Raw genomic sequence first — 24,972 nt, forward strand, 5'->3', positions numbered from 1 at the left:
TACCGCGAGGACCCCCGGTCACGGTCCAGCCGTGACCGGGGGCCCTTGCGCTGTTCAGACGTAGCGCACGCCGATCTGCTCGCGGACCGTGTCCAGCAGGGTCATCACCTCAAGGGTCGTGGCATGCGGCACCACAGGGCTCTCGGTCAGGCCGGCGGCCAGGCAGCGCTGCACCTCGATCGCCTCGTACTGGTAGCCGTTGCCGGCCCCGTCGGCGACGATCGTCTCCGGCTCCGCGCCGGCCCGGTGCACTGTCACCGAACCCGGCCGGAAGAACGGGTCCGGCAGATCGATCCGCCCCGTGGTGCCGGTGATCGAGGCGGTCTGCCCGCTCAACCCGACCATGCCGCAGCTCAGCGTCGCCAGGGCGCCGGAGTCGTAGCCGAACAGCATGCCGGTGTTCTCGTCCGTCCCCTCCGGGCCGAGCTGCGCCCACGACCGGATGTGCTGCGGCACCCCGAGCAGCAGGTGGGCCAGGCTGATCGGGTAGATCCCCAGGTCGAGCAGGGCGCCCCCGCCCAGCGCCGCGTTACGCATCCGGTGCTCCGGCGGGAACGGCCCGGCCACCCCGAAGTCGGCCCGGACGCCGGTCACCGTGCCGATCGCCCCGTCCGCGATCAGCTCGACCACCCGCAGGATCACCGGATTCAGCCGCATCCACATGGCCTCCATCAGGAAGACCCCGGCGGCGCGGGCAGTCTCCACCAGCTCGGTGCTGGTGGCCAGGTCGAGGGTGAACGGCTTCTCCAACAGCACCGCCCGCCCGGCGGTGAGGCAGGTCATCGCCGCCTCGTAGTGCGCGGAATGCGGGGTCGCCACGTAGATCGCGTCCACCTCCGGGTCGGCGGCCAACTCCACCCAGGAGCCGTAGGCGCGCTTCGCGCCGTACGTGTCGGCGAAGCGCCGGGCGCTCTCCACGGCGCGGGAACCAACTGCTACCAACTCGGCGTCCGGCACCAGCCGGAGGTCTTCGGCGAAACGGCTGGCGATGTGGCCGGTGGCCAGGATGCCCCAACGAGTCATGCCGGAACGCTAGCCGAGCCAGGTGAACCGCCCGCTGCCCGGCCGCCGACCAGTTCATCCGACGGGAACTAGGCTCGCGGCATGACGATCGACAGTGACGGCTTCGCCGCCCCGGCCGCCCTGGTCGAGCACGCCCGCCGGTTCCGGGCCGAGGGCGGCACCCCGGCGACGCCGCGGGTCGCGGCCACCGTGTTGCTGCTGCGTCCGACCGACGCCGACTTCGAGGTGTACGTCATCCGCCGGGTCGCCGCGATGACCTTCGGCGGGATGTACGCCTTCCCCGGAGGCGGGGTGGACCGTTCCGACTCGGAGGCACACCTGGACTGGGCCGGCCCGACGCCGGGCGAGTGGGCGGACCGGCTCGGAGTGCCCTCACAGGCCGCGCAGGCGGTGGTCTGCGCCGCCGCTCGGGAGGTCTTCGAGGAGGCCGGCGTACTGCTCGCCGGCCCGAACCGGGAGACAGTGGTGGGCGACGTCAGCGGCGACGACTGGGAGGCTGCTCGGCAGGACCTGGAGGGGCGCCGGCTGGGCTTCGCGGCGCTGCTCGCCGACCGTCAGCTCACAGTTCGGTCGGACCTGCTGCTGCCCTGGAGCCGGTGGATCACTCCCGAGTTCGAGCCGCGCCGCTTCGACACGTACTTCTTCATCGCTCTGTTGCCGGCGGGCCAGCGGACCCGCGACGTCTCCGGCGAGGCCGACCACACACTGTGGATCCGCCCGGCGGACGCGCTGGCCCGCGCGCAGGCCGGCGAGCTGACGATGCTGCCACCGACAGTGGTCACGCTGGCCCAGGTGGCGGCGGCCGGCGACCTGGCCGGGGTGGCGCGGGCGGCGGCCGATCGGGACGCCGCCAGCCCGGTCACCCCGCGCCTGGACCTGCCCCCGGACGGCGAACCCCGCTTCGTCCTGGGCTGACGGCTGCCCACGCTGCGGCGCCCTCGCCGCAGGGCGCTCGCGTCGACGTGCGCCGTCAAGATCCGCACAACTTCAGGGATGCTGCTGCCTCGGGCTCGCGGGAGACAGCAGCATCCCTGAAGTTGCGTAGATCTTGGGCTCGGTCTGGACCCCGGGCGGGCTCCTGTCGAACCTCGCGCTCGAACATGGTTGTGGTGGCCTCCGTTGCGGTGAGGCCACTACATCCTTGATCAAGCATGATCTTGGCCGCGCCGCGCCGCGCCGCCGCCAGGCCGGAACCGCGTCGGGGTACGCGGAAGGGGCGCCGGTCAGGTCGACCGACGCCCCTCGCGGACCGGGTGCCAGCGGCTCAGCCGAAGCGGCCGGTGATGTAGTCCTCGGTCTTCTTCACGCTCGGGTTGCTGAAGATCTTCTGGGTGTTGTCGTACTCGATCAGCCGGCCCGGGTCGCCGGTCTTCTCGATCGAGAAGAAGGCGGTCCGGTCCGAGACACGCGCTGCCTGCTGCATGTTGTGCGTCACGATGATGATCGTGAACTTGTCCTTGAGCTGGAACATCAGGTCCTCGATCGCCAGCGTGGAGATCGGGTCCAGGGCGGAGCACGGCTCGTCCATCAGGACGACCTGCGGCTCGACCGCGATGGTCCGGGCGATGCAGAGCCGCTGCTGCTGACCGCCGGAGAGGCCCGCGCCGGGCTTGCCCAGCCGGTCCTTGACCTCGCCCCACAGGTTCGCGGCGCGCAGGGCCTTCTCGGCCGCGTCCTCCAGGATCGACTTCTTGCGTACCCCGTTGAGCTTCAGCCCGGCCACCACGTTCTCGAAGATGCTCATGGTGGGGAACGGGTTCGGCCGCTGGAAGACCATGCCGATGGTGCGCCGGACCGCTGTGACGTCCACGTCCCGGTCGTAGATGTCCTGGTCGTCGATGGTCAGGCTGCCCTCGACCCGGGCCCCCGGCAGCACCTCGTGCATCCGGTTGATCGACCGCAGGAACGTCGACTTGCCGCAACCGGACGGCCCGATGAGGGCGGTGACCGTCTTCGGCTCGACAGTCAGGTTGATGTTCTCGATTGCCTTGAAGCCGCCGTAGTACGCGGTGACGTTCGAGGCGGAGACGCGCTTGGCCATGGTGGTACCTCCGGGGTTCATCGGCTGAGCCTGTTGCGACGGGCCAGCAGCTTCGCCGCGATCGTCAGGATGAGCACGAGGGCGACCAGGGTCAGTGCCGCGGTCCACGCCCGTGCCGGGGCGTACTTCGACGCGTCGCCGGCCTGCTGGTAGACGAAGAGGGACAGCGACGACTGGTTGTTCTCGAAGGGGTTCGTGTTGATCGCGGCGCCACCGCCGGCGACCAGCAGCACCGGCGCGGTCTCACCGGCCGCGCGGGCGATGGCGAGCATGACGCCGGTGACGATGCCGGGCAGCGCCGTCGGCAGCACCACCCGCAGGATGGTCTTCCACTTGGGTACGCCGAGCGCGTACGCGCCCTCGCGCAGTGGCGCCGGTACGAGGCGGAGCATCTCCTCGGTGGACCGGACGATGGTGGGCAGCATGAGCACGCTCAGCGCGAGCGCGGCGGCGAAGCCGGAGAAGCTGGGCCGACCGTCGTTGAACCACGGCGACACGATGAGCACCCAGAACGCCAGCACGAAGAGGCCGGAGACGATCGACGGGATGCCGGTCATCACGTCCACGAAGAACCGGATCGCGAAGGCGAACTTGCCCCGCCCGTACTCGACGATGTAGATCGCGCAGAGAACGCCGAGCGGGACGGTGATCAGGGTGGCGATGCCGACCTGCTCCAGCGTGCCGACGATCGCGTGGTACGCGCCGCCGTTGGCGTCCCGGGCTCCGATGTTGTTCATCGAGGTCTGGAAGAAGTTGACGTCCAGTCGGTCGGCGCCCTTGCTGACCAGCGTCCAGACCACCGACACGAGCGGCAGCACCGCCAGCACGAAGGCGGAGTGGATCAGTGCGCTCCAGGTGCGGTTACGGGCCGATCGGCGCCCCTCGACCGCGTTGGCGGCGGCGAAGAGCCCGACCAGGTAGAGGATCGCGCCGAGGACGACCACGAGGACCGGGCCGCCGATGCTGGTGCCGTAGACGATCACGGCGGCGAGCGCCAGGGCCGCAACGGCGATGACCGGGGCGGCGTACCAGGGCAGCCGTTTGGTCCGCAGCGAGTTGGGCTGGGCCGGCGGCCGGGTGCGGTGGGAGGTGGCGGTTGTGGTCATGCGGCCGACTCCGTGAACTCCCGGCGGCGGTAGATGATCGCCCGCGCCGTGATGTTGACGATCAGCGTGATGGTGAACAGCACCAGACCGGAGGCGATGAGTGCGCCCCGGCCGGTCTCGTTCGCCTCGCCGAACGCATTGGCGATGTTGGCGGCGATGGTGTTGCCGCCGTTCTGGATCAGGTTGAACGAGATGCCGAAGGTGATGCCGAGGGTCAGCGCCAGGGCGATGGTCTCGCCGAGCGCCCGGCCGAGGCCGAGCATCATCGCGGCGATGATGCCGGGACGGCCGTAGGGCAGCACCGCGGTGCGGAGCATCTCCCAGCGGGTGGCGCCCAGTGCGAGGGCGGCCTCCTCGTTCGCGGTGGGGGTCTGGAGGAACACCTCGCGGGAGAGCGAGGTGATGATCGGCAGCACCATGATCGCGAGCACCAGGGCACCGAGCATGACGGACGCCCCGAAGGGGCCGTCGCCGCCGAAGAGCGGGATCCAGCCGAAGTGCTGGTTCAGCCAGACCGAGAAGTCCCGGACCGGGCTGCTGAAGACGTCCCGCCCCCAGAGGCCGAAGACCACGCTCGGTACGGCGGCCAGCAGGTCGACCAGGAAGCCGAGCGCGGTGCCCAACCGGCGCGGCGCGTAGTGCGAGAGGTAGAGCGCGATGCCGAGCGCCACCGGCACAGCGATGAGCAGTGCGAGCGCCGAGCTGAGGACGGTGCCGAAGGCGAGCGCACCGATGCCGAACTTCGGCTCTGTCTCGTTGGGGGACCAGCCCTCGTAGGACCAGAAGTTCTCGGTGTTGGCGCGTAGGGCCGGCACCGCCTTGGCGACCAGGAAGATCGCGATGGCGGCGATGATGACCAGAACGGCGGTGCCGGCGGCCAGGGTGAGGCCGCGGAAGGCCCGCTCGGCGCCGAACTTACGGCTGCGCGGCAGCGCGCCGCCGCCGCCCAGCCCGGTGCCGCCCGGGGATCGGGTGCTGACTGGTGCCTCGGCCACACGCGCCGAGGCACCGGCGGGCCACTCGTGACTCTGGGTCACGCGCGTCCCGCCGGTGCCGGCGTCGGCCGAGCGGTGAGGGGTTTCACCCATCTGCTCGCTCGATTCCGTTGCTGAGGTGGTGGGGTCGGGTCAGGAGAGGTTCTTGACCGCGGTCTCGACCTTGGTGCGGACCGTCTCCGGCAGCGGGGCGTAGCCCAGCTCGGTGAGAGAGGCCTGGCCCTCGGCGCTGGCGGCGTGGCCCAGCAGGCCCTTGACCAGCTTCAGCTTGTCGGCCGCGAGGCCCTTGCTGCAGACGATCTCGTACGTCGCCAGGACGATCGGGTACGCCCCGGCCTCCTTGGTGTTGTAGTCGATCTTCAGCTTGAGGTCGTCGCCCTGACCCTCGATGGCAGCGCCGGCGATGGTCTTGCCGGCAGCCTCGGCGGTCAGCGCGGCGAACTCGCCGTTGCCGTTGCCGATCTTCGACATCTTCAGACCGGCGTTCTCGGCGAACGACCACTCCATGTAGCCGATGGAGCCGTCCGCGCCCTTGACCCGGCTGGCCACGCCGTCCGAGCCCTTGGCGCCGGTGCCGCCCGGGGCCTTCCACGCCTTGGCGTTGCCAAGGGTCCAGTCGCTCTCAGCGGTCTTCGAGAGGTACTTGGTGAAGTTGTCGGTGGTGCCCGACTCGTCCGAACGGTGGACGGTCTGGATCGTGGTCGCCGGGAGCTTGGCCTCCGGGTTGTCGGCCTTGATCGTGGCGTCGTCCCACTTGGTGACCTTGCCGGCGAAGATCTTCGCCAGGGTGGCCGGCTTGAGCTGGAGGTTGTCCACGCCGCTGACGTTGTAGGCGACGGCTACCGGGCCGATCACCATCGGCAGGTGGATGGCCTTGCCACCGACGCACTTGGCGTCCGCCTGCGGCTGCTCCTCCGGCTTGAGCGCGGAGTCGGAACCGGCGAAGTCGGCGGTCCCGGCGATGAACGCCTGGATGCCGGCGCCCGAGCCGGAAGCCTCGTAGTTGATCGTGGTGCCCTGGCACTTCTGCTGGTACGCCTTGATCCACTCGGCCATGGCGTTCTTCTGGGCCGACGAGCCCTGGGCGTTCAGCGTGCCGGTAGCGCAGTCGACCGCGGCGGCCGGGCCCGAAGCACTCGCGCCGGAGGCGGGCTCGTTGTTGTCCGAGCCGCATGCACTGAGGCCGAGCGTCGCGGCAAGAGCGAGGCAGGCAATAGTGCCGTACCGCTGGAGCTTCACCTGAGGGGTTTCCCTTCGCGTCTGACTTGGCGCCCCGATCCCGGGGCCCGAGGACCGGCACTGACCGGCTGACACGAAAGTTAGAAGTGCCAGGTAGCCGGTTCGCCGGTCGCAAGTGAACGCAAGGTGAACACGTACGGCCCCTGAGGTGACCGCTTGCCGAGGGTGAGTTGTCCGTTAAATGAACCCGGGTACACCTGTCGGAAGTATGGGTATATTTCCGGTTCGGCGTTATCCCGCCGACGCTCGGCCGTTACCCACCGGTGACTCGGTCGGGGCGAACGCCGACGGTCAGCCCAGGTGGTAGTTGATGTGCGCGGACCACCGGGCGAAGCCCAGCCGCTCGTAGAGCGCGACCGCCCCGGTGTTCGAGTCGTCCACGAAGAGCATCACCCGGTCGAGGCCGCGCTTGTCCCGCAGGTGTGCCAACCCGGCGGTGGTCAGGGCCCGGCCGAGCCCGCCGCCGTGCGCTGTCGGTTCCACCCCCAGGACGTACACCTCGCCGATCCGCGCCGACCCCGGTCGCTCGTGCACCTTGGTCCAGTGGAAGCCGAGCAGTCGGCCGGTCGCGGTCTCCTCGGCGAGCAGGAAGCCTGCCGGATCGAACCACGGCTCGGCGAGGCGGACCCGCAGGTCGTCCGACGTCCACCGGCCCTGTTCGGGGTGCTCGGCGAAGGCTCGTGCGTTGAGGGTCAACCAGGCCGCGTCGTCCGCCCCGGGCCGGAACGCGCGTAGCGCCACCCCGTCGGGCAGGCGCGGCTCACCCAGCGGAGCCGCCAACGGCCGGCGCAACTGCCAGAGCACCCGGGCGCGGGCGAAGCCGAGGTCGACGGCGAGCGCGGCGGCCGAGGGGTGGTCGCCGTGCGCCCACGCCCGCAGCGGCCCAGTGGCCGAGGCGAGTACGCCCCGGGCGAGCGCCCGCCCGGTGCCCCGCCGCCGGTACGCGGGGTGCACCACCAGCTCGACCCCGATCCCGCCCACCGGGTCGGTGGTGTCCAGGTGCGCGTACCCGGTGAGGGTGCCGTCGTCGGCGCGGGCGATCAGATGAACGGCCGGGGCGTCGGCGTCGCGCAGCCGCAGCAGGACGTGTTCGTCGAGCGGGTCCGCTCCGTCCGTGTCGCCTGCGGCGCTGGCGAGGGCGAGTACGTCGGCGATCTCCGCCGGCGCCAGTTGGTCGCTCCGGGTCACCTGGTCGCTGGTCGGCTCCGCGCTGCTCATCCCGCCACCGTATCCGTTGCGTGTCGTGACGCCCGGAGCGTCGCCGTAAAGCCGCGGCTCACGTCGGATCGGTGGGGAGTGCCTCCAGCTCGAACCGGGCGGTCAGGTCGGGCAGGATCCGGCGCAGCGCCTCCATCGTGCCCTGCCGGTCCCCACCGGCGTCGTGCAGCAGCACCACCGAGCCCGGTTCGACCTGGCTCAGCACCGTCGCGGTGATCTTGCTGGCGCCGGGTAGCTCCCAGTCCGACGGATCCACCGACCAGTGCAGCGGGGTCATGCCGAGCTGGCGCGCCACCGACACCACCGGGTACGTCCAGGCTCCGCCCGGCTGGCGGTACCAGACGATCGGGGCGTTCGGCACCGCCGCCCGGATCGCCGCGTTGGTGCGTAGGAGGTCGGAGCGGATCGCGTCGGCCGACCGGGCGCCCAGGCCGACGTCGTGGTGCCAGGAGTGGTTGCACAGGGTGTGCCCGGCGTCCACGATCGACTGGACCAGGTCGGGGTGGTTCTGCGCGTTCTCGCCGACCACGCAGAACGTGGCGCGCACGTCGTATTCGCGCAGGAGGGCGAGGACCTGCGGCGTGTAGCGCGGGTCCGGCCCGTCGTCGAAGGTCAGCGCGAGTCGCGGGGTGCCGGTGGTGGCCTGCGCGCCGAACAGGTTGTCGCCTCCGGCATCCCGTCCGGATCCGTCCTGGCCGGTCTCGGCTGGACCGGTCTCAGCCGCGCTCGCGCTGGCGCTCGGGGCTCCGCCCGGCTCGCCAACGCTGGGTTGGTCGGCGTAGTGCGGTCCGTCGGCGCTCGTGGTGACACCGGTGGACTGCCGAGGCGTCTGGTCGGGGACGAGGCTGCGGCCCAGCACGTACGCGGAGCCGAGCAGCCCCGCCACCACCAGCGTCACGATCCCCGCGGCCCGCGCGGTGGAGCTGCCCCGCGTCACGACTTCCGCCTGGCTTGCCGGTCACGCCGGCCCGTCGCCCCCGTGTTCAGTGCGCGCACCGTTGCCCCTTTCTCCGACAAACCCGGCAGTCAGAATAGAGCCGCCAAGCTGCGCAAAAAGGGCATATGGGAAATCGCCCGGAGGGGCCTCCGGATCAGACCGGCAGGGGCGCGTGCTCCGCCTCGGGAAGCGACCGCGACGGTGGAACGACGAACTTGTAGCCGACCTGGCGGACGGTGCCGATCATCGACTCGTACTCCGAACCGAGTTTGGCGCGCAGTCGCCGGACGTGCACGTCCACGGTGCGGGTGCCGCCGAAGTAGTCGTAGCCCCAGACCTCGCGCAGGAGCTGGTCCCGGGTGAACACCCGGCCCGGGTGCTGGGCCAGGAACTTCAGCAGCTCGAACTCCTTGTAGGTGAGGTCGAGCGGACGGCCCTTGAGCTTGGCCGCGTAGGTGTCCGGGTCGATGGTCAACTCGCCGGCCCGGATCGAGCCGCCCGCGCCGGCGGTCGCGTTGCTGAGCCGGCCCACCGCCAGCCGCAGCCGTGCCTCGACCTCGGCGGGGCCGGCGGAGGCGAGGATGACGTCGTCAACGCCCCAGTCGGCGTTGAGTGCGATCAGGCCGGCCTCGGTCACCACCGCGACCAGCGGCACGCCGAGCCCGGTGGCGTGCAACATCCGGCAGGTCGCGCGAGCCTCGCTCAACTCCGATCGAGCATCCACCATCACAGCGTCCGGACTGGGGCCCGCGACCAGGGTGCGAACATCACGCGGCGCGGTGCGGACCGAGTGCGGCAGCAGGTCGAGCGCCGGCAGCACAGCCGACGGTTCTCCTGCACGCGCGGTCACCAGCAGCAGGATCTCCACGATCACCTCCGTCCCGGCGGCGCGAGGCCGCACGCGACCAGTCGCACTCATCAAGGAGTGCGCTGAGAAATTGCGTGGTCCCGGCGTCGCTGACGGGCGGGTAACGCGTTGAGCCTAACCGATCGCCTCGGCCGCACCGTCAGGCCATTTCCTGTTTGTCTACCTTGCCCCTGATCGTGGCCCGGATTTTAACGTCGCTGAAACCCGTGACCACCGCGTCGGGCCGTCGGTCTGGCACGATCGGGTCGTGTTTCCCTCCACCTCGCCCGAGGCCGGCCGCGAATCGTGGCCCGCTGGGCCCCAACCGGGTCCGGCCGCCGCAGCGACGCGCGGCCAACCGCCCGCGCCGCGTACCGGTCCGGCCACCACCGATGGCGATCGCCGCGAACGGGGTGGGCCGCGCCGTGCCCGCCGCGCCGGCGAGCCGGCCCGCCGATCCGAAGACGAGATCGACGAGCCGGAAGAGGAGGTCATTCCCCCGGTCGCTGTGCACCGTCAACTGGCGCTGACCATCGCCGGCTTCGCCGCGCTGCTCGGTGTCGGCCTGGTGCTCGGCGCGCAGACGTCGGGCCCCGGTCACCGGCTGCCGTTCGCCTTCATCATCTTTGGCGTCCAGCTGCTGTTCGTGCTCGCCTGGACGATGGCCATGCGTCCGCCCGCGCTGTTGGTGGTCGCCGGGATCAGCGCGGTGGTCGCGGCGTTCGTCGACATCGCGGCGGTGCAGACCGACGTCGCCGGCCTGGCGCCGCTGGGCTACCTGGCCGCCGGTGGGTTCCTCGCCGCGGTGCTCGGCCAGCTGGTTCGTCGGGTCGACCGGGTCCGGGTCACCGACTCCCTCGGCTCCACGTTGCTCATCGTGGTCGGGGTGGTGGCCTTCGGCACCCTGATCGTGCTCAGCCGGATCCCGGCCGGCACCCAGGCGATCACCGTCTGCCTGACCGCGAGCGGTGTCGCGCTCACCGTCGCCCGACTCACCGACGCCGTACTGCCCTGGCCCCGGCTCGCACCGCAGGTGCCCCGGGGCGCCGCCGGCGTGGTGGCCGGCGCGATGGTCGGCACGCTGACCAGCGCCCTCCTCGGCAGCTACCTGGTGGCCCCCTTCACGCCGACCCGGGCCGCCGTGATCGGCCTGGTCGCGGCGGTCACCGCCGTCCTCTCCGACCTCGCCGTGGGGTACGCGGAGGCGGGCCGGTTGATGGCCGGCGAACCGCCCACCATGTGGGTGGCGCGGCACATGCAGGGCCCGCTCGGCGGCTTCGCCCTGGCGGCGCCGGCCGCGTACGCCATGTGCATGCTCTTCCTCTGAGTCACGGTTGAGCGCTGAGCCGGTCGGGTACCTACGGGTGCGCCGCCCTGCGGCGTCGGTACGAACGACCCGTCGCGGCGCGACGGGCGGAGACAGGAGGCGGCGTGGCGCAGGACTATCCGGTGGACCAGGCGCGACCCCGACGGCGTGGCCGCAAGCTGCTCATCGGGCTGTTCGTGCTGCTCCTGCTGCTGGCGGGGTTGCTGGTGATCGCTGACCGGGTCGCGGTCGGGGTCGCCGAGCGGATGATCGGCGACCGCGTACGCCAGGAGATCACCAAGCAGGGCGCGCAGTCCGCCGCACCCGAGGTGGAAGTGGCCGGAACTCCGTTCCTCACCCAGGTGCTCGATGGTCGATACGAGCGGATCTCGATCAAACTGCGGGACGTGCAGGCCTCGGTCGAGGGTGACGCCGTCCGGCTCCCGGTGCTCGATGTGGACGCCCGCAACGTGCGGGCCTCGCTCGACACCCTGCGCACCGGCCAGGGTGACGTCGTGGCGGACACCGTCAACGGCACCGGCACGATCAGCTACGAGAGTCTGGCCGCGCTGCTGAACCGCCCGGGTCTCACCCTCGGCGAGCAGAACGGCAAGCTCACCGTGAAGGCCCCGGCCGACATCCTCGGTCAGAAGCTCACCATCAGCGGCACCGCCGACGTCACGGTCGCCGACAACGGCGCTGTCGCCCTGCGGTTCAACGACCTGGACGCCGCGGGTCTGCCGAACCTGCCGCTGGCTCGGGCCTTCCTGAGCAACTACGCCAAGAGCATCTCCATCGATGTGCCCCTGCCCGAGTTGCCGTTCCAGCTCGCTGTCCGGGAGGTTCGTCCACTGCCGGAAGGGCTGGCGGTCACCGCCGACGCCAAGAACGTGCCGATCAACTCCGCTGGCTGACGCCGGAGGCGCTGCGGGCCGCCGAACTTCTCGGCGGCCCGAACGATCCCGGATGGTGGTCGGCCCAGTGGCAGCATGGTCACTGGCTGGTACGCTCCCTGACCATGGGGACCCACCTCACCAAACGGCGCGCGGTCGACCTGTGCCGCGTGGCCACCTGCCTGTGTCGCCCCGTCATCTGACGGCGGGGCTGTCTCCGGCCGCCTGACGGCGGCCACCGGCACAGGGTTCTCGCACCCTCCGGTTATCCCACCGAACGCCCGGCAGCGGCGCCGTCGCACGAACCCGTGATCCGTCCTTCCGCTGGGTCCCGCGCGTGGTGCGACAGTTACACCCATCGATTCGCGCGCGTTGGCTCACCATCCATCCTCACCAGGGAGTGATTCGATGAGTCGCGACACCGCACTCGTTTCGGCCGAGTGGGCCGAGAAGAACCTCGACGCCCCGGGCGTCGTCTTCGTCGAGGTCGACGAGGACACCTCGGCCTACGAGACCGGCCACATCGCCGGCGCCATCAAGATTGACTGGAGGACCGACCTCCAGGACCAGGTCCGCCGGGACTTCGTCAACAAGACGCAGTTCGAGGCGCTGCTCTCCGAGCGGGGCATCAGCAACGACGACACCGTCATCCTGTACGGCGGCAACAACAACTGGTTCGCCGCGTACGCCTACTGGTACTTCAAGCTCTACGGCCACCGTGACGTGAAGCTGCTCGACGGCGGCCGCAAGAAGTGGGAGCTGGACGCCCGCCCGCTCGTCACCGACGCGGTGTCCCGCCCGGCGACGCAGTACGTCGCGCAGGAGCCGGACACCTCCATCCGGGCCTTCCGCGACGAGGTCGTCGCGGCGATCGGCACGAAGAACCTGGTCGACGTGCGCAGCCCCGACGAGTTCGCCGGTCGCCTGCTCGCCCCCGCCCACCTGCCGCAGGAGCAGGCGCAGCGGGCCGGCCACATCCCCACCGCGATCAGCGTGCCGTGGTCCAAGGCCGCCAACGAGGACGGCACCTTCCGGTCCGACGACGACCTGCGCAAGATCTACGGCGACGCGGGGCTCGACGACGGCAAGGAGACCATCGCGTACTGCCGGATCGGTGAGCGCTCCTCGCACACCTGGTTCGTGCTCCAGGAGCTGCTGGGTCACCGCAACGTCAAGAACTACGACGGTTCCTGGACCGAGTACGGCTCGCTGGTCGGTGTGCCGGTCGCGCTCGGCGACGAACCCGGGGAGGCCTGATCATGACTCTTCCCACCGCCGCGGGTTGCGCCGCACCGGACCAGGCCGCGCCGCTGCCGGCCAGCCTGGACCTGGAGAAGGAAACCGTCATCACCGGCATCGTCCGCTCCACCGAGGCCGAGCCGGTGCCCGGCGCGTACGTTCGGCTGCTCGACTCGACAGGTGAGTTCACCGCCGAGGTGGTCACCTCGGCCGCCGGGCAGTTCCGGTTCTTCGCCGCGCCGGGTTCCTGGACGCTGCGGGCGTTGTCCCGGCACGGCAACGGCGACACCGCTGTCACTGCCGGCCGAGGCGTCAACGAGGTTGCCGTCACCGTCGCCTGACCCACCGCTCTGATCGACCGGGGCCGGTCGCCCTCCCGGGGGTGGCTGGCCCCGGTCGTCTCTTCGCAGCGCGCCGGCACGCCGGGACGGGTGCCGAAACCCATCGGCATGCGTCACTATCTACTGGTGCATTTCAGGGATGAAAGCGGCGGGTCCGACGAAGCGGTCCCCATCGTTCTCTGCGTGGGCACGGACACATCGCTGCGGGAGCGGGTGCTGAGCCAACTCGACGGGCGCGCCCCGGTGCTCAGCTGTTCGGATCTGACCGAGCTACGCGAGCTGTTGTCGTCGCCGACCGGTCCGACGCCGGTCAGTCCCACAGTCCTTCCACTCGCCGAGGCGCGCGGCCTGGTCACGTGGGGTGAACTGGTCGTCGACCGGGTCGGACAGCGGGTCACCTGGCGTGGCGAGGTGCTCCCGCTGACCCCCACCGAACGGGAGTTGCTCACAGTGCTCGTCGGCCCACCGCCTGCGGTGTGGAGCTACGAACGGCTCTGCGTCTCCGCGCTGGGTGGCGCGGACACCGCGGCGCTGCAATCCACCATCAGACGGCTTCGTCGCAGGCTGCGGGGCCTGCCGGGCGGGCCGCAGGTGCACACCGTGCGGGGGATCGGCTACCGACTCGACCCGCCGCCCCGGCGAAACCACCACTGACCCGCTGTCGCTCCACCAGGGCGACCGCCTCCGCTGCCGCCCCGGCGGCGAGCGCGTGACACCATGGCCGGGTGAGCGGTGTTGTCCAGACGGGTTGGGCCTCTTCGGCCGGCCCTGCCGCGCCGACACCGACCCGGTCGCGGCGACGTTGGCTGCTGGCCGTGACAGTGGTCTGGGCCGTGCTGCTGGCCGGGCTCACCTGGATATCGGTGCGGAACGACCCGCCGACCGTGCGCGAACAGCGTTCCCTTGATCAGGCCGGCCCGGTGGTCGACCGGGCGGTCGGCGAGTTGGCCCGCGCGGCCGGTGCGGCCGTGCTGCTGGAACTGGGCCCGGCGCGGATCGCGTCCGGCTGCCGGGTCACCCCGTTCGCCGACGGGGCCAGGTTGCGGCGCGAGGTAGGGGTGCTCGCTGCCACCGGTGACGAGCGGGCCGTGCTGGCCGGCATCGCCCAGCGGCTGCCGGCGAGCTGGCGGGCCGGGGTCGGGCCCGGGGTGGACGGCCCCGAGCTGCGCGCCGATGCCGGAGAATTCGTGGCCGTCGAGGGCCGGCCGACAGTCGACGGCCGGGTGCGACTGGTCGTCGACACCGGTTGCCGACCGGTCGGCGCCGGCTACACGCCGTCCCCGGCAACCGCTGTCGGCCCGGAGGCCGCCGCGCTGACCGCCGCACTGACGGCCCTCGACCGCCCGGGTGACGCCGCGTCGGAGCAGGTCACCGCGCCCTGCCCGGGCGGCGGGCTCGCCCGTACCGTGTGGTCCGCGAACGGTCCCGGCCCGGCGGCATCGACGGCCGCGCTCGCCCCGCTGGCCGGCAACGCCCCACTGCTGGACCAACCCCCGGTGTACGCGTACCGCAGCGGTGCCGTCACGGTGCTGGCCGAGATCGGCCCGGACGCCACCCGACTGGCCGCCACAGTCGGCTGCACGAGCTGAGCCGGGCAGCCCGCTCGGGTCAGCCGTCGTTCGGCTGGTCCTCCGGGTCACGGCTGCGGCCCAACGCGTCGACCATGCCCCACCGGCCGGGGATGTCCAGCAGCTCGACCCGGCCCATCCCCGGTGGCACGGCCGGGTCGATGATCAGGTGCTCGCCCTGTGGCTCCAACCCCAGCATCACCCGCAGCAGCAGAAGCGGGGTGCCTGTCGACCAGGCCTGCGGGCTGCACGCGGTCGGGTACTCCACCGGGTAGTCGGTGAGGTCACGGGCGTAGCCGGCGAACGCCTCCGGCAGCCGACCCTCGAAGTACCGGGACGCGGCCAGCATCGTGTCGCAGAGCAACCCCGCCTCCTCCCGGAAGCCGTACCGCCACAACCCCCAGGCGATGATCGAGTTGTCGAACGGCCAGACGGTGCCCACGTGGTAGCCGATCGGGTTGTACCGTCCCTCGTCAGCGGCGAGCGTCCGGACCCCCCAGCCGGAGAACAGTCGTGGCCCGAGCAGGTGCTCGACCACCTTGCCGGCGCGCGACTCGTCCACGATGCCGCTCCACAGCAGGTGCCCGATGTTCGAGGTCAACGCGTCCACCTGCCGGCCGTCGGCGTCCAACGCGAGCGCGTAGTACTCGCGGTCGGCGATCCAGAAGTCCCTGTCGAACCGCCGTTTGAGGTCGGCGGCCTGCCGCTCCAGCTCGTCGGCGAAATCCGGATCGTTCCAGAAGGTCCGGGCCAGCCGGGCGGCCCGGACCTTCGCGTCGTACGCGTAGCCCTGCAACTCGCAGGTGGCCCGGGGGAAGCCGGGCAACTGACCGTCGGCGTACGAGATGGCGTCCCAGGAGTCCTTCCAGCACTGGTTCTGCAGGCCGGTCTCCGGGTTGCGGGTCTGGTACCAGAGGTAGCCGGTGCCGAGCAGGTCACCGTAGGTGTCGATCCACTCCAACCCTCTGCGGACCTGCGATTCCAGCTTGCGGACGAGTGTGGCGTCGCCGGTCCACCGCTCGTACTCGTCGAGCAGGATGATGAACAGGGGCGTCGAGTCGGCCGACCCGTAGTACGGCGAGTGTGGCTGCTCCTCGAAGCCGGCTGTCTCCCCGTACCGCAGCTCGTGCAGGATCTTGCCGGGTTCCTCGTCGCGGAAGTCGTCCACCCGCTGCCCCTGGAGTCCGGCCAGCATCAGGATGGTCGGCGGGACCAGCTCCGGCAGGAACGGCAGCACCTGCAACGAGGTGATGATGCTGTCCCGGCCGAACAGGGTCATGAACCAGGGCAGTCCCGCGGCGATCAGCCGTACGCCCAGGGCGATCGACTCGTAGCGCAGCGCGGCCAGGTCGTTGAGGCTGCGCCGGTACGCCCCGGCCAACGGCTCGCAGTCGCAGCCGAGCTTCGGCGCCCGGTCGATCAGCTCCTGCTGCTCGGCCCGGATGGCTGTCGCGCTGCGGCTGCCGCCGTACGGGAGGGTGGCCCGGATGTCCTCGCCCCGGGCCCCGTAGACGACGCTGGACACGTGCAGTCGGGTGGTCCACCTGCCGTTGCGGGCCACCCGGATCCGGAAGGTCATCCCGGTGTCGTCGACCTGCGCCGGCGCGGTGGTGCTGACCACCATCTCCCTGTGGAACGCCTCCCGCCGGTAGGTCAGCCGCAGCTCGTTCTCGGCGACAGTGACCGTGGTGCGGCCCCGCTTCTGCCGAGAGTTCTTGATTTCGAACAGGTCGGCGAAGTCGGCCCCGATCTCGATCCGGAGGTTGTACTCGACCTCCGCGCCGAGGTGGTTCAGCACTGTCAGCTCCTCCTCGAAGCTGCCCACTATCGCCCGGCTGCGGATCACCGACGCCTTGGCGTCCAGGTAGTGCGTGGGTTCGCCGGGGGCGAGGAAGAACCTGGTGCGGTACGACTCGGCATCGTCGACGGAGAGAGCGTGCAGCCGTTCGCCGTCCAGGGTGAGCACCCACGTGGACAGGAAACGGGTGTCGAAGGAGAACAGCCCGGTGGGGAAGTCGTAGGACGGTTCGATGTCCCCGCGCCGGTCGCTGACCAGGAAGGTGTTGCCGTCCAGAATGCTGACGAGGTCCTTCACCCGAGTCGCCCGGCTGCTCGGCGGGCCGTTTCGCGGGGATCGCGGGTGCCGGGCGGGTTCGGAAAGAACCGGCGGAAGGCGAGGAAGAGCACCACGTTCCCGCTGAACGTGCTCTCGTTGCGCAGCACCGCGGCGACCCCCTGGGCCTCGCCGCTGATCAGCCTGTCGAAGAGGGCGGCGCTGCTGTACCAGATCGCGTCGGCCGGGCCACGCCCCCGGCTGACCTGCACCGCCCCGGGCCGCATCCGGACCAGCCAGTGTTCGGTGCGGTGGTCTTCGCCGAGGTCGATCTGGAGGGTGCCGTCGGCCAGGCCGCCCAGGACGTCGGGTGCGCGCGACGGCAGTGCCTCGAAGAACCTCTCCGCCGCCTCGGTCACATCCGAATCGTAGGCAGCTGTCCGGGATGTCGGGGCGGTATCGACACTCCGCTCGGATCGACCGACCGCCGCCGTGCGGTCAGTAGACGAGTGCCTGCGCGCCCTCGGCCAAGGCCTCCTCGACGAAGACCGCGGCACCGGCGATCCGGACCCCGGGCAGCACGTCGTCCGGGCCGATCTCCCGTCGGGCCGCGCACTGCGTGCACGCGGTCACCCGACCACTGGTCAGGATGACGTGCAACAGCTCGGCCAGGGGTGCGGAGTGCGGCAGGTCGAACTGTTGGGCGCGACCGGGCAGCGCGAACCAGGTGGACTCACCGGTCAGCCAGAGCGAGACGTCCACCCCGGCCGCTACAGCCGTCGCGGCGACGGTGAATGCCTGCGCGCACCGCTCCGGGGCGTCCGCCCCCGCGGTGGCCTTGACGACGAGATTGCGGGCCATGTGACCCAGCATAGGATGGCCGGGATGGTTACCGAGATCGGGTTTGTCAGCCTGCTGGTCGCTGGCCTGGGCGGGCTCGCCGGTGGCCTGGTCTACCTTGCCGTACGCATTTCGAGAGGACGTTGGTGACGCTGGTGAGCGAGAACCCGCTGCAGCCGCCGTGGCTGAACGCGCCGCCGGTCGAGGAGTACCCGTTCGAGGAGAGCCACGACCTGCGGGTCGGGCCGAAGCTGCACCCCGCGCTGGATGCCCTGCTGCCGTACGTCGGTCTGTGGCGCGGCCGGGGCAAGGGCGGTTTCCCCACCATCGACGATTTCGACTACGCGCAGGAGATCCGGATCAGCCACGACGGCCGACCGTTCCTGCACTACGAGTCGCGTGCGTGGATCCTCGACGAGGAGAGCAAGCCGGTCCGTCCGGCCGGCCGCGAGGTGGGCTGGTGGCGGCCGGTGCTGGTGGATGGGCGGGCGACCGACGAGCTGGAGGCGCTGCTGACCACCCCGACCGGGGTGATGGAGCTGCACCTGGGCAAGCGCACCGGCACGCAGCTCGAGTTCGCCACCGACGCGGTGATCCGGACTCCGACCGCCAAGGAGGTCACCGGTGGGCACCGGCTCTTCGGCATCGTCGAGGGTGCGCTGCTCTACGCCCAGGAGATGGCTGCCATGGGGCACGGGCTCAGCCCGCACCTCTCCGCCCGACTCGTCCGGGTCGGCGGCTGACCTCGACGGTCGGCGCCGGCTAGATGGGGAAACCCAGCACTGCCTGTAGGGCTGGGGTACGCGGGCAGTGAGCCCGCCGTACCCCGTCCAGCGTGTGGACCTCGGCGGCTCCGCGCAGCGACGAGGTGAACCACACGCCGTCCGCCGCGTGCAGTTCGGCGGTGCTGACCATCCGTTCGGCTGCGCTCAGGCCCAGCTCGCTCGCGTGGGCGAGCAGCCAGGCCGCTGTGGTGCCGGCGAGGATGCCGGTGCTGGCGGCCGGCACCGTGCAGAGCGTGCCGTCGGTGAGCCACACCACATTGGCGGTGGGGCCCTCCAGCGCGTACCCGTCGGAGGAGATCCAGAGCACGTCGTCCACGCCGGCCTGGCGGGCCCAGCGGCGGGCGGCGCTGTTGACCGCGTACGACGTGGACTTGATGCCGGCCGGCAGCCAGGCCAGCCCGCTGCGGGCGGCGGCGGGCAGCCCCAGCGGCAGGGTGGCCACAGTGATTCCGTCCCGCCGGGCGGCCCGGGTGGCCGCCGGCACCGGGGCCAGCGTTGCGTAGATGGTGGGCGGACCGCCGGCCTCCGGGCCTCGGGTGCAGACCAGCCGAAGTGCCCCTTCCACAGCCTCTGGCCAGCCTGTCCGCACCTGGTCCAGCAGGTCGATCAGCGCGCTGGCGGGGGGCACTGACAGCTCGACGGCGGCCGCCGCCGTGGCGAGGCGGGCCAGGTGTTCGTCGCGCAGCCACGGCCGGCCGTCGCGCAGGTGCATGGTCTCGAAGAGGCCGTCGCCGTGCAGCACCCCGAGGTCGTCACCGCGGAGCACCGGGTCGCCGGGCGGCACCGGGCCACGCCCCAGGACGGCGATCCGCGCGGTCGGGTCGGCCGCGACCTTCCCGACGGACGACCTCACCATGACCGTCGAGCGTAGCGGTGATCGATCGCGGTGCGGGGAACAGCCTGGTGGCCGAACTATGATCGGACGGTGTCCGAATCCTCCCTCGCGGAAATGCTGCGGGCCCGTGGGCTGCGGCTGACGGCCCAGCGGCAGCTCGTCCTCCAGGCGGTGCTCGATCTGGGCCACGCCACCCCGGAGCAGGTGCACACCGCGGTCCGGGAGGTCGCCGCCGGCGTCAACATCACCACCATCTACCGCACGCTCGAGCTGTTGGAACGGCTCGGTCTGGTCACCCACACGCACCTGTCGCACGGCTCACCGACCTATCACGCCGCCGGTGAACACCAACACGTCCACCTGGTCTGCCGGGAGTGTGGCGCGATCGACGAGATCGATCCGGAGCTGCTCCGCCCCCTCGCCGACCAGTTGGCCGCGCAGCGCGGGTTCCGGGTGGACATCGGGCACGTGTCACTCTTCGGCGTCTGCGCACGCTGCGAGAACGGGGACGAAAAATGATCGACATCGCGGGTGCGGTGGCCGTCGAGGGCATCGACGAGGCCAGCCGTGACCAGCCCGATCCGGCGCACGTCGCGGCCGGGGTGCGGGGGGTGGCCGCGCACTACGGCGACCCGCTGCGCGAGCAGCGCACTCTCGACACCGCTGTCGGTCTGGTCGACCGGTCGCATCGGGGGGTCATCGCGGTGCCCGGGGAAGAGCGGTCCAGTTGGCTGCACACCGTCACCTCACAGCACCTGAACGCGCTGGCGGCCGGTGAGGGCACCGAACTGCTGGTGCTGTCCCCGCACGGCCACATCGAGCAGCACGCCATGGTCGCGGAGGACGGCGAGACCACCTGGCTGGACACCGAGCCGGGCGCGACCCAGGGTCTGTTGACCTACCTGGAGAAGATGCGGTTCTTCAGCAAGGTCGAACCACGCGACGCGACCGCCGAGCGGGCACTCTTGTCGCTGGTCGGGCCGGAGGCCATGGAGGCGCTCGGCACGCTCGGCGTGACCGGGCTCGCCGCGCCGGACGTGGTCGCGGTGCCGGGTCCGAAGTTCCCGCACGGTGCCGTGCCACAGCGGGCGAGCGCTCGGTACGACGTACGACCGCTGCCGATCGGCGGCTGGGCCCGACGTGGTCCGCTCGGCGTGGACCTGCTGGTGCCCCGCTCGGCGATGGACCAGGTGGTGGCGGAGCTGCGCGGCGCCGGAGTGCCGGTCGCGGGGCTGTGGGCGTACGAGGCGATCCGGGTGGCCGCCCGGCAGCCCCGGGTCGGGGTGGACACCGACCACCGGACCATTCCGGCCGAGGTCGACCTGATCGCCCCGGCGGTGCATCTGGACAAGGGTTGCTACCGGGGGCAGGAGACTGTGGCGCGGGTGCACAACATGGGCCGCCCGCCACGTCGCCTCGTACTGCTGCATCTGGACGGGGTGACCACCGATCAGCCGCCGGTGGCCGGTACGCCGGTGACCCTCGACGGCCGGACGGTCGGCTTCGTCGGCACCGCAGTGCTGCACCACGAGCTGGGCCAGGTCGCTCTCGCGGTGCTGAAGCGGAACGTCCCGGACGACGCCGCGTTGCTGATCGGCGAGACCGCGGCGGCGATCGACCCGTCCTGAGCGGGCCGTCTAGGATCGCCGGCATGACGACAGGGACGTTGATCACGGTGGCCCCGACCGGCGCTGAGTCGGCCAAGGCGGAGGTGCCGGCGCTGCCGGTGACCCTCGACGAGTTGCTGCTCACCGCCAAGGAGTGCGAGGCGCTCGGCGCCGCCGTGATCCACGTCCACATCCGCGACGACGAGGCCCGGCCGACGCTCGACCCGGTGCGGCTGGCCGACACCGTGGCGGCGCTGCGGGAGAGCACCGACCTGATCGTGCAGCTCTCCTCCGGTGGCGCGGTGACCGACCCGGAGGCCGCCCGGCTCGCAGTGCTCGACGCCCGTCCGGACATGGCCTCCTGCACCATGGGCACCGTCAACTTCGGCGACGACGTCTTCCTCAACCGCTGGGAGTTCATCGTCGACCTGCACACCCGGATGCAGGAACGCGGGATCGTGCCGGAGTACGAGATCTTCGACCTCGGCCACCTGTCCGCGTTGCAGCGGTTGCTCGGCAAGTACGGGCTGCCGGCCGGCGGGCACGTGCACGTCGACTTCGTGATGGGCGTGCCGGGCGGTATGCCGGGCACCACCGAGACCCTTGTCGCGGCCCACCGGATGCTGCGGGACCTGCCCGAGGGCACCACCTTCTCGGCCACCGGCGTCGGCCGGAGCACCATCGCTGTGCTGCTGGCCTCGCTGTCGACCGGCGGGCACCTGCGGGTCGGCATGGAGGACACCGTGACGTACGCGAAGGGCCGCCCGGTGGAGTCCAACATGCAGTTGGTCGCCCGCGCGGTCGGCTTCGCCCAGCTCGCTCAGCGCCCGCCGCTGACCACGACCGAGGCCCGCGAGCTGCTCGGGCTGTAAGGCCGGGTCTGTCCCGCGCCCCTGTCACCCGGGCGATGGACGTCCTGGTCACCCCGCCGCCGGGCACCCCCGGACCGTCGGTACCGTCCAGCGCGTGACGAAGACGTACGAGGGCGGCGCGCCGCTCGCCGAGGTGGTCCGGTCCGGGTTCGTGGAGGGTGCGCACCGCGGCTCGGTGGTGGTGCTGGACGCCGCCGGTGTCGCGGTGGCGTCCGCCGGGGACGTGACCTCGCCGATCTTCCCCCGCTCGGCCAGCAAGCCGATGCAGGCGATCGGGATGCTTCGGGCCGGCCTCGCCCTGACCGACCCGGCCGACGTGGCGCTGATCTCGGCGAGCCACGCCGGCGAAGAATTCCATCTGGCCCGGGTCGGTGCGCTGCTGGAGCGCGCCAGCTTGGACCCGTCGGCGCTGCACTGCCCGCCCGACCTGCCGGTGGGGGCCGCGGCCCGGGAGGCGGTGCTCCGGGCCGGTGGCGGCCCGAGCCGGGTGCAGATGAACTGCTCCGGCAAGCACAGCGGGATGCTGTTGACCTGTGAGGCCGCCGGTTGGTCGCGGGAGGGCTACTGGAGGCCGGAGCACCCGCTTCAGCAGCGGCTGCGGGCCGCCATCGAGGAGTTCACCGGCGAGCAGGCGGCTGCGGTGGGGGTCGACGGTTGCGGTGCTCCGGTCCTCGCGGTGTCGCTGGCCGGCCTGGCCGGGGCGTACCTCCGGCTGGTCGACGCCGAGCCCGGCTCGGTGCCGCGCACTGTGGCCGACGCGATGCGGGCGTACCCGGAGATCGTGGGTGGCACCCAGGCCGACGACACCCGGCTGATGCGTGGTGTCCCGGGGCTGCTGGCCAAGGTCGGTGCCGAGGGCGTGATCGCCGTGGCGCTGCCGGGCGTCGGCGCCGTCGCACTGAAGATCGACGACGGCGCCGACCGGGCCCGGATGCCGGTACTGGTCTCCGCGCTGCGCCGGCTGGGCGTGGAGGCCCCGGTGCTGACCGAGTACGCCGAGGTGCCGCTCTTCGGCGGCGGGGTCCCGGTCGGGGGGGTCCGTTCGCTCTGGTGACTGCGCGCTAGCTCAGGAAGTCGAGCAGTGCGGCGTTGACCGGCTCCGGACGCTCCAGCGGCAGCAGGTGCGCGGCGTCCGGCACGTCGGGCAGTCGTACCGCGCCGGGGACCTCGGCGGCGATCCGGTCGGCGAGCCGACTGATGTCCGGCACGTCGGCGGCGCCGGCGGTGACCAGGACGGGGATCTTCAGCTCACCGAGACGACCGATCGCCGGTGGCGACAGCTCTCCCACCTCGACCGCGCCGAGCGCCAGCTCGGCGGCGAGGGCACGCTGGTCCATCTCCTGCGCGAACGCGACCAGCTCCGTGTCGACGTCCTCCGGCTGGCGGTGCGGGCCGACCACCCAGAACCGCACCTCACCGGCCGCGCCGGCGACGAAGTCGTCCGGGTCGACCTCGCCGACCAGGCCGTCCCAGAGGTCGTTCGCCTCGTCGGACCACTCGTTGCCGGATACCGCCGTGTCGAACAGCGCGAGCGCGCTCACCCGGTCGGGGTGGGCCAGCGCGGTGTCGATGGCGACAGCACCACCGAAGGAGCAGCCGACCAGGGCGGCCCGGGGCAGGTCGAGCGCGTCCAGCAGCCCGGCCACGTCGTCGTGGTGCGTGAACGGGGTCGGCGGGAGCTCCGAGTCTCCGTAGCCGCGCAGGTCCGGGACGATCACCCGGTGCCGGGCGGCGAGCGCCGACACCTGCCCCCGCCACATCCGCCGGTCGGCGATTCCGGCGTGCAGCAGGACGACTGGCGAACCGGTGCCGGCCTCGTCGTACGCGATGCTTGCTCCATTGACTGTGATCTTGTGCACGGACGGACCGTACGGATCGGTCGAGCGGCGCGCAAACGGGGTCCTGAGACCTTGCTAACTATGGTTAGCGTTTTGCTTGCAAGAGCTAGCGCAGGCGGTTAGCGTCGCTGGCATGGCCACACCCAAGGACCTTCCCGACGTCGGCGGGTTCATCCGCGATCTGCGGCGCAACGCCAAGATCTCGCTTCGGCAGCTCGCCGAGCAGGCGGGGGTCAGCAACCCGTACCTCAGCCAGATCGAGCGCGGCCTGCGCAAGCCCAGCGCCGAGGTGCTCCAGCAACTGGCGAGCGCGCTGCGGGTCTCCACGCCGGCGATGTACCTGCGCGCCGGTCTGCTCGACGACAAGGAAGGCCACGGGGTGCTCGCCGCGATCGCCGTGGACGCCGACCTGACGATGGCGCAGAAGCAGTCGCTCAGTCAGATCTACGAGACGTTCCGCCGGGAGAACACCCGGCTGGCCGAGGCCCAGGCCGAAGCCGAGACCCCCCAGCCCGACCAGGCCACCAGCCAGCCCGCCAGCCAGGCCGCGGATCTGGCCAATGTGGCCGCCACCGGCCCCACCACCGTCGGCGGCACCCCGACCGAGGCAGTGCTCGAGTCGGTAGCCGTCACCGAGGCGGGCACCGCTCCCGCCCCGGGCAGCACCAGCATCCCCCAGAAGAAGAAGGCCGCCGAGGCGGCCGAAGAGGAGACGTCATGAGCGAGCCGAAGACCAACCGCATCCCCGCCCCGATCTACGCCGCGGCCGGCGCCGGTGAGTTGGCCATCGAGCAGCTGCGCAAGCTGCCGGCCGTGGTCGGCGTCCTCAGCACCCGGGTCGTCGCCGACCTGGGTGGCCGGGCCGTGCTGACCGGCTTCGAGCTGAAGCAGAAGGCCACCGAGACGCTGCGCACCGCCAACGAGACCGCCGACCTGGCGAAGCTGCGCGAGGTGGCCGACATCGACAAGCTGCGCGCCGCCGCGACCCGTAACGCCGCCCTGGTGGTCGCGAGTGCCCAGGTCGCCCAGGAGCGGGCGTTCGCCGCGTACGGCGCGCTGGTCGCCCGGGGCGAGCGGGTCGTCGGTGCCGGCGTGCTGGAGGCCGCCGAGACTGTCAACGCCGACATCGAGGCCACCGAGGCCGTGACGCCGGCCCCTACTGCGGCCACCACCACCCCCACCGTCGCGGCCCCGGCCGACGCGCCGACCCCGGCCGACGTGGCCGAGATCGCCGAGGCCAAGCCGGCCGCGGTCAAGAAGGTCGCCCGCGCGCCGAAGGCCGCCAAGCCGGCCGAGACCCCGTCGGCGAAGCTCCCCCGGGCCACCAAGCGGACCCGTCCGGTCGCCGAGTAGCTCGTCGTGTCGACGACCCCGGCGGCGTCCTTGTCG

The 24,972-nt window shown here is 71.5% G+C and carries 28 protein-coding genes and 1 pseudogene; 16 read left to right on the top strand and 13 right to left on the bottom strand.

Annotated elements, in window-relative coordinates:
• Window positions 1-54: 54 nt before the first annotated feature.
• The gene (locus AB0C20_RS07765; RefSeq protein ID WP_357567613.1) at window positions 55-1,023 is read right to left on the bottom strand and encodes a Gfo/Idh/MocA family oxidoreductase; all 969 of its coding nucleotides are present in this window, start codon (window positions 1,021-1,023) and stop codon (window positions 55-57) included.
• 81 nt (window positions 1,024-1,104) lie between these two features.
• Between AB0C20_RS07765 and AB0C20_RS07770 the strand changes: the two genes are divergently transcribed.
• A complete protein-coding gene (locus AB0C20_RS07770) occupies window positions 1,105-1,938 on the top strand; it encodes an NUDIX hydrolase (protein ID WP_357567614.1) in 834 nt (277 codons plus the stop codon).
• A gap of 349 nt (window positions 1,939-2,287) precedes the next feature.
• Here AB0C20_RS07770 and pstB read toward each other — a convergent pair whose 3' ends face one another.
• The 7 genes from pstB to AB0C20_RS07805 all read right to left on the bottom strand — a co-directional run bounded on the left by pstB (window position 2,288) and on the right by AB0C20_RS07805 (window position 9,433).
• Window positions 2,288-3,064 (bottom strand): phosphate ABC transporter ATP-binding protein PstB, encoded by a 777-nt coding sequence (gene pstB / locus AB0C20_RS07775; RefSeq protein ID WP_112584183.1) that lies wholly within the window; start codon window positions 3,062-3,064, stop codon window positions 2,288-2,290.
• A gap of 17 nt (window positions 3,065-3,081) precedes the next feature.
• On the bottom strand, window positions 3,082-4,170 hold the full coding sequence (gene pstA / locus AB0C20_RS07780) for a phosphate ABC transporter permease PstA (protein WP_357183772.1): 1,089 nt from the start codon (window positions 4,168-4,170) through the stop codon (window positions 3,082-3,084).
• Window positions 4,167-5,258: a phosphate ABC transporter permease subunit PstC gene (gene pstC, locus AB0C20_RS07785; protein WP_112606114.1), complete on the bottom strand. Its 1,092-nt coding sequence runs from the start codon at window positions 5,256-5,258 to the stop codon at window positions 4,167-4,169. Before pstC ends, pstA begins: the two co-directional genes overlap by 4 nt.
• 39 nt (window positions 5,259-5,297) lie before the next feature.
• Complete coding sequence (gene pstS, locus AB0C20_RS07790) at window positions 5,298-6,404, bottom strand: phosphate ABC transporter substrate-binding protein PstS (protein ID WP_357183776.1); 1,107 nt, start codon at window positions 6,402-6,404, stop codon at window positions 5,298-5,300.
• A gap of 291 nt (window positions 6,405-6,695) precedes the next feature.
• Complete coding sequence (gene mshD, locus AB0C20_RS07795) at window positions 6,696-7,622, bottom strand: mycothiol synthase (protein ID WP_357183779.1); 927 nt, start codon at window positions 7,620-7,622, stop codon at window positions 6,696-6,698.
• Between the two features lie 58 nt (window positions 7,623-7,680).
• Window positions 7,681-8,559, bottom strand: a complete 879-nt coding sequence (locus tag AB0C20_RS07800; protein WP_357183782.1) for a polysaccharide deacetylase family protein — start codon at window positions 8,557-8,559, stop codon at window positions 7,681-7,683.
• 154 nt (window positions 8,560-8,713) lie between these two features.
• Window positions 8,714-9,433, bottom strand: coding sequence for a response regulator transcription factor (locus AB0C20_RS07805; RefSeq protein ID WP_181518701.1), 720 nt, complete (start codon window positions 9,431-9,433; stop codon window positions 8,714-8,716).
• Between the two features lie 241 nt (window positions 9,434-9,674).
• Between AB0C20_RS07805 and AB0C20_RS07810 the strand changes: the two genes are divergently transcribed.
• The 7 genes from AB0C20_RS07810 to AB0C20_RS07840 all read left to right on the top strand — a co-directional run bounded on the left by AB0C20_RS07810 (window position 9,675) and on the right by AB0C20_RS07840 (window position 14,774).
• Entirely contained in the window at window positions 9,675-10,733 is a 1,059-nt protein-coding gene (locus AB0C20_RS07810) for a hypothetical protein (RefSeq protein ID WP_357183785.1), read from the top strand.
• A gap of 104 nt (window positions 10,734-10,837) precedes the next feature.
• The gene (locus tag AB0C20_RS07815; protein ID WP_357183788.1) at window positions 10,838-11,626 is read left to right on the top strand and encodes a DUF2993 domain-containing protein; all 789 of its coding nucleotides are present in this window, start codon (window positions 10,838-10,840) and stop codon (window positions 11,624-11,626) included.
• Between the two features lie 104 nt (window positions 11,627-11,730).
• Window positions 11,731-11,808 (top strand): Ms5788A family Cys-rich leader peptide, encoded by a 78-nt coding sequence (locus AB0C20_RS07820; RefSeq protein WP_310503780.1) that lies wholly within the window; start codon window positions 11,731-11,733, stop codon window positions 11,806-11,808.
• A gap of 205 nt (window positions 11,809-12,013) precedes the next feature.
• Entirely contained in the window at window positions 12,014-12,862 is an 849-nt protein-coding gene (locus tag AB0C20_RS07825; protein ID WP_238676657.1) for a sulfurtransferase, read from the top strand.
• 2 nt (window positions 12,863-12,864) lie between these two features.
• Window positions 12,865-13,185 (top strand): DUF1416 domain-containing protein, encoded by a 321-nt coding sequence (locus tag AB0C20_RS07830; protein WP_357183793.1) that lies wholly within the window; start codon window positions 12,865-12,867, stop codon window positions 13,183-13,185.
• A gap of 108 nt (window positions 13,186-13,293) precedes the next feature.
• On the top strand, window positions 13,294-13,839 hold the full coding sequence (locus AB0C20_RS07835) for a winged helix-turn-helix domain-containing protein (RefSeq protein WP_357183796.1): 546 nt from the start codon (window positions 13,294-13,296) through the stop codon (window positions 13,837-13,839).
• 71 nt (window positions 13,840-13,910) lie between these two features.
• Entirely contained in the window at window positions 13,911-14,774 is an 864-nt protein-coding gene (locus tag AB0C20_RS07840; RefSeq protein WP_357183799.1) for a hypothetical protein, read from the top strand.
• A 19-nt stretch (window positions 14,775-14,793) separates the two neighbouring features.
• Here AB0C20_RS07840 and AB0C20_RS07845 read toward each other — a convergent pair whose 3' ends face one another.
• From AB0C20_RS07845 to AB0C20_RS07855, 3 genes are all read right to left on the bottom strand, one after another.
• Window positions 14,794-16,848: a glycogen debranching N-terminal domain-containing protein gene (locus AB0C20_RS07845; protein WP_357183802.1), complete on the bottom strand. Its 2,055-nt coding sequence runs from the start codon at window positions 16,846-16,848 to the stop codon at window positions 14,794-14,796.
• On the bottom strand, window positions 16,845-17,225 hold the full coding sequence (locus AB0C20_RS07850; protein WP_357183806.1) for an SCP2 sterol-binding domain-containing protein: 381 nt from the start codon (window positions 17,223-17,225) through the stop codon (window positions 16,845-16,847). Before AB0C20_RS07850 ends, AB0C20_RS07845 begins: the two co-directional genes overlap by 4 nt.
• Before the next feature lie 79 nt (window positions 17,226-17,304).
• The gene (locus AB0C20_RS07855) at window positions 17,305-17,679 is read right to left on the bottom strand and encodes a DsrE family protein (RefSeq protein WP_124820325.1); all 375 of its coding nucleotides are present in this window, start codon (window positions 17,677-17,679) and stop codon (window positions 17,305-17,307) included.
• A gap of 12 nt (window positions 17,680-17,691) precedes the next feature.
• Between AB0C20_RS07855 and mtfM the strand changes: the two genes are divergently transcribed.
• Together mtfM and AB0C20_RS07865 are read left to right on the top strand one after the other, a co-directional pair.
• Window positions 17,692-17,796 carry a small membrane protein MtfM gene (gene mtfM / locus AB0C20_RS07860; RefSeq protein WP_030327764.1) on the top strand — a complete coding sequence of 35 codons (105 nt, stop codon included), beginning with the start codon at window positions 17,692-17,694 and terminating at the stop codon, window positions 17,794-17,796.
• A 2-nt stretch (window positions 17,797-17,798) separates the two neighbouring features.
• Window positions 17,799-18,389, top strand: a complete 591-nt coding sequence (locus tag AB0C20_RS07865) for an FABP family protein (RefSeq protein WP_238683146.1) — start codon at window positions 17,799-17,801, stop codon at window positions 18,387-18,389.
• A 19-nt stretch (window positions 18,390-18,408) separates the two neighbouring features.
• Here the strand turns inward: AB0C20_RS07865 and AB0C20_RS07870 are convergent, their stop codons facing one another.
• Window positions 18,409-19,287 (bottom strand): aminotransferase class IV, encoded by an 879-nt coding sequence (locus tag AB0C20_RS07870; RefSeq protein ID WP_357567615.1) that lies wholly within the window; start codon window positions 19,285-19,287, stop codon window positions 18,409-18,411.
• 69 nt (window positions 19,288-19,356) lie between these two features.
• On the opposite strand from AB0C20_RS07870, the gene AB0C20_RS07875 reads away from it, so the two are divergent.
• The 4 genes from AB0C20_RS07875 (at window position 19,357) to AB0C20_RS07890 (ending at window position 22,799) form a co-directional block, all read left to right on the top strand.
• Entirely contained in the window at window positions 19,357-19,785 is a 429-nt protein-coding gene (locus AB0C20_RS07875) for a Fur family transcriptional regulator (protein ID WP_124820328.1), read from the top strand.
• Entirely contained in the window at window positions 19,782-20,894 is a 1,113-nt protein-coding gene (locus tag AB0C20_RS07880; protein WP_357567616.1) for a folate-binding protein, read from the top strand. The genes AB0C20_RS07875 and AB0C20_RS07880 overlap by 4 nt, the downstream gene beginning before the upstream one ends.
• 23 nt (window positions 20,895-20,917) lie before the next feature.
• Window positions 20,918-21,745: a 3-keto-5-aminohexanoate cleavage protein gene (locus AB0C20_RS07885; RefSeq protein WP_210782456.1), complete on the top strand. Its 828-nt coding sequence runs from the start codon at window positions 20,918-20,920 to the stop codon at window positions 21,743-21,745.
• 94 nt (window positions 21,746-21,839) lie between these two features.
• Window positions 21,840-22,799 (top strand): asparaginase, encoded by a 960-nt coding sequence (locus tag AB0C20_RS07890; RefSeq protein WP_357567617.1) that lies wholly within the window; start codon window positions 21,840-21,842, stop codon window positions 22,797-22,799.
• A gap of 7 nt (window positions 22,800-22,806) precedes the next feature.
• Here AB0C20_RS07890 and AB0C20_RS07895 read toward each other — a convergent pair whose 3' ends face one another.
• Window positions 22,807-23,604 (bottom strand): alpha/beta hydrolase, encoded by a 798-nt coding sequence (locus tag AB0C20_RS07895; RefSeq protein ID WP_112726771.1) that lies wholly within the window; start codon window positions 23,602-23,604, stop codon window positions 22,807-22,809.
• A 112-nt stretch (window positions 23,605-23,716) separates the two neighbouring features.
• Here AB0C20_RS07895 and AB0C20_RS07900 point away from each other — a divergent pair.
• Both AB0C20_RS07900 and AB0C20_RS07905 read left to right on the top strand, forming a co-directional pair.
• A pseudogene (locus tag AB0C20_RS07900) lies at window positions 23,717-24,187 on the top strand (helix-turn-helix transcriptional regulator); the annotation flags it as partial.
• 113 nt (window positions 24,188-24,300) lie between these two features.
• Entirely contained in the window at window positions 24,301-24,936 is a 636-nt protein-coding gene (locus tag AB0C20_RS07905; protein WP_357567618.1) for a hypothetical protein, read from the top strand.
• The last annotated feature ends 36 nt before the right edge of the window (window positions 24,937-24,972 follow it).

The organism is Micromonospora sp. NPDC048843 (assembly GCF_040649965.1).
Taxonomy (GTDB): Bacteria; Actinomycetota; Actinomycetes; order Mycobacteriales; family Micromonosporaceae; genus Micromonospora; species Micromonospora hortensis.